General features: G+C 67.0%; 4 protein-coding genes. All 4 read left to right on the top strand.

The genetic code is table 11. The features are described from left to right. Positions 1 to 305, top strand: a 305-nt coding sequence (locus AC1DZ6_RS21555; RefSeq protein ID WP_477099178.1) for a hypothetical protein, incomplete at its 5' end; no start/stop codon positions are given. A 258-nt stretch (positions 306 to 563) separates the two neighbouring features. Continuing rightward, on the top strand, positions 564 to 854 hold the full coding sequence (locus tag AC1DZ6_RS21550; protein ID WP_477099177.1) for a putative quinol monooxygenase: 291 nt from the start codon (positions 564 to 566) through the stop codon (positions 852 to 854). A 4-nt stretch (positions 855 to 858) separates the two neighbouring features. Then, positions 859 to 2,070 carry an acyl-CoA dehydrogenase family protein gene (locus tag AC1DZ6_RS21545; protein WP_477099176.1) on the top strand — a complete coding sequence of 404 codons (1,212 nt, stop codon included), beginning with the start codon at positions 859 to 861 and terminating at the stop codon, positions 2,068 to 2,070. A 253-nt stretch (positions 2,071 to 2,323) separates the two neighbouring features. Continuing rightward, a complete protein-coding gene (locus AC1DZ6_RS21540; RefSeq protein ID WP_477099175.1) occupies positions 2,324 to 3,415 on the top strand; it encodes an NADH:flavin oxidoreductase in 1,092 nt (363 codons plus the stop codon). The last annotated feature ends 111 nt before the right edge of the window (positions 3,416 to 3,526 follow it).

Genomic DNA, 3,526 nt, shown 5'->3' with positions numbered 1-3,526 from the left:
CGCCTGCGAGGACCATGATGGAGACAGCTAAGGCTACCGGTATCGCCTGGCGCAGCCTGGCCACTCTGGCCGGCGCCGTGGCGACCTCGATCGCCGTCGCCGTCGCGGCCGTGATCGCGGTGGTGTTCGCCGCCACCTTGGTGGTCATCGGCTTCATGGCCACGGCCCTTCTCGGCCTCGCCGCCTTCGCCCTGCGCAGCCGCACCGCGTCCGCCGCCGCCCCCAGCGGCGACCCCGGCCTGATCGAAGCCCGCCACATGGGCGGCCACTCGTGGGTGGCTTACGGCTGGAACGAGCGGCGCTAGGCGCTTCTGCCGCTCCATCTCATTAAACGTCGTCGTCCTCGGCTTTGTGCCCGGGACACCTCTATCCGCCGCAAGTGCGGAGGTGTGGCGCGCTAGCGCGCCATTTCGCTTCACCAACAAACGAACCAGAGGTCCCGGGAACAAGACCCGGGATAACGGTCGTTAGGGAAGGGGCGTAAGGCCCCTTGCCCTCCGCCGCGGCTTCCCCGACACTGGCTTCAAACAAATGTTTGGCCAGCAAGGCCTCGGGAGGACGACATGATCGGCGTTGTGGCGGTGCTGAAGGTTCAGCCGGATAAGGCGGGCGACTTCGAGAAGGTGTTCCTGGACCTGCAGAACAAGGTGAAGGCCAACGAGCCGGGCTGCCTCGTCTACCAGCTGACCCGCAGCAAGACCGAGGCCGGCGTCTACAAGGTGCTGGAGCTCTATGCCTCGGAAGACGCCCTGAAGGCCCACGGCTCCAGCGACTATTTCAAGGCCGCCGGCGCGGCCATGGGACCGTTCATGGCCGGCCGCCCCGAGATCGAATATCTCGACGCGGTGGAGTAGGGCCTTGGATCTCGCCTTTTCGCCTGAGGATCTGGCCTTCCAGCAGGAGGTCCGCGACTGGATCGCCTCGGCCTATGACGACGACCTGCGTCGCAAGACGTCGCAGTCGAAGAACGGCTATCTCGACAAGGCCGGCCAGGTGAAATGGCAGAAGAAGCTGTTCGATCGGGGCTGGGCCGCGCCGGACTGGCCGGTCGAGCTGGGCGGGGCGGGCTTCACGCCGTCGCAGCGCTACATCTTCAACWTGGAGCTGTCGCTGGCCGGCACGCCCAACCCCTCGCCGATGGGGCTGAAGATGTGCGCGCCGGTGATCATGGCGTTCGGCACGCCCGAGCAGAAGGCCCAGCACCTGCCGCCGATCCTGTCGTCCGACATCTGGTGGTGCCAGGGCTATTCCGAACCCGGCTCGGGCTCGGACCTGGCCAGCCTGCAGATGAAGGCCGAGCGAGACGGCGACGACTATGTGCTGAACGGCTCGAAGATCTGGACCACCCACGCCCAGTGGGCCGACTGGATGTTCTGCCTGGTGCGCACCTCCAGCGAGGGCAAGCCGCAGGAGGGCATCACCTTCCTGCTGCTGCCGATGACCCTGCCGGGCATCCAGATCAAGCCGTTGCCCACCCTGGACGGTCCGGCCGAGGGCGAGCAGGAGATCAACCAGGTCTTCTTCGACAATGTCCGCGTGCCGATCGCCAACCGGGTCGGCGAGGAGAACAAGGGCTGGACCTACGCCAAGTACCTGCTGGAGTTCGAGCGCGGCAACGCCTATGCGCCCGGCCTGATGCACATGCTGCGCAAGGTCAAGAAGATCGCCGCGCTCGAGCGGTCCGACGACGGCGGGGCGCTGATCGAGGATCCGGATTTCCGTCGCAAGATCGCCGAGCTGGAGATCGCCGTGGAGTCGCTGAACGCCACCGAGCTGCGGATCTTCTCCGGGCGCGGGGCGGGCAAGGCGGTGGGACCGGCCTCGTCGATGCTGAAGCTGGCCGGCTCTGAAACTCAGCAGGCGATCACCGCCCTGGCCCTGGAGGCGGTCGGAACCTACGCCGCGCCGTTCGTGCGCGACACCTGGTCGGCGACCAACGACGGCCGCGCCGGGCCGGACTACGCAGGCCCGGCCGCTCCGGCCTATTTCAGCTACCGCAAGACCACGATCTATGCGGGCTCCAGCGAGATCCAGAAGAACATCATCACCAAGCTGGTGCTGGGGCTTTAGCTTCGTGGGACGCCCCCTCCGTCACGATGCGTATTCGCATCGCGCCACCTCCCCCGCGATGCGGGTGAGGAGAGGGGGGACCGGTTTCCTCCTCACCCGTGAAACGGGGGAGGTGGCGCGTCGCGAAGCGACGTGACGGAGGGGGCGTCCTGCAGCGCCACGCGACACAACGCCTGTTTCAGTTTTTCTGCGTGGTCTTGAAACGAAACCCACTGCATAAGGTTTCAAACAACTGTTTCTTTGGAGCCGCCTCATGGCCCTCGACGCCCTGTTCAAGCCGTTCGAATTCAAGTCGCTGAAGCTGCCCAACCGGGTGGTGATGGCTCCGATGACCCGGTCGTTCTCGCCCGGCGGCGTGGCCACCGACGACGTGGCCGCCTATTACCGCCGCCGCGCCGAGAACCAGGTCGGCCTGATCATCACCGAGGGCACCGGCATCGCCCGCGACGCCTCGCTGAACGACGCCAACATCCCCCGCTTCCATGGCGAAAAGGAACTGGCGGCCTGGAAGAAGGTGGTCGACGAGACCCACGCCGCCGGCGGCCTGATCGCCCCGCAGCTGTGGCACGTGGGCGCCGCCAGGGGAAAGGACGTGCTGGGCAAGATCGACAGCCCCTCGGGCCTGTCCAAGGCGGGCGGTAATCCGTTCACCGAGCCGATGACCGACGCGGACGTGGCCGACACCATAGCCGCCTTCGCCAGCGCCGCCGCCAACGCCAAGGCCCTGGGCTTCGACGCCATCGAGCTGCACGGCGCCCATGGCTACCTGATCGACCAGTTTTTCTGGAACGGCACCAATGTCCGCGACGACGCGTTCGGCGGCCCGACCATCGCCGAACGCTCCAACTTCGCCGCCGAGATCCTGAAGGCCGTCCGCGCCGCCGTCGGTCCCGACTATCCGGTGATCATCCGCCTGTCGCAGTGGAAGCAGCAGGACTACGCGGTCAAGAACGCCGAAACTCCGAAGCTGCTGGAAGCCTGGCTGCAGCCCCTGGCCGACGCCGGCGCCGACATCTTCCACTGCTCGCAACGCCGCTTCTGGGAGCCGGAATTCGAGGGCTCCGACCTGAACTTCGCCGGCTGGGCCAAGAAGCTGACCGGCGCCCCGACCATCACGGTCGGCTCGGTGGGCCTGTCGGGCGAGTTCATCGCGGCGTTCGGCGGCGAGGGCAGTCAGCCTGCCTCGATCGACGGCCTGCTGGAGCGCCTGGACCGCGGCGAGTTCGACCTGGTGGGCGTGGGCCGCGCCCTGCTGCAGGACCCGGAGTGGGTGGTGAAGATCCGCGACGGCCGAAATGACGAGCTGAAGAACTTCGAGCGCGAGGCGCTGGGGGTGCTGTACTAGAACTGACTTTCTTCCCTCCCCCTTGTGGGGAGGGGGGACCAGCGAAGCTGGTGGGTGGGGTCCGCTGAGTCATCAAGCCCCACCCGTCGGCTTCGCCGCCACCCTCCCCAC

Source organism: Caulobacter sp. P1_B12_2, assembly GCF_056406675.1.
Note: the sequence above shows the minus strand (reverse complement) of the source record. Positions and strands in the feature narration are given on the sequence as shown.

What these genes read in the sequence shown, in the direction of transcription:
- AC1DZ6_RS21550 (WP_477099177.1), top strand. Translation starts at nt 564, where the DNA reads ATGATCGGCGTTGTGGCGGTGCTGAAGGTTCAGCCGGATAAGGCGGGC.
- AC1DZ6_RS21540 (WP_477099175.1), top strand. Translation starts at nt 2,324, where the DNA reads ATGGCCCTCGACGCCCTGTTCAAGCCGTTCGAATTCAAGTCGCTGAAG.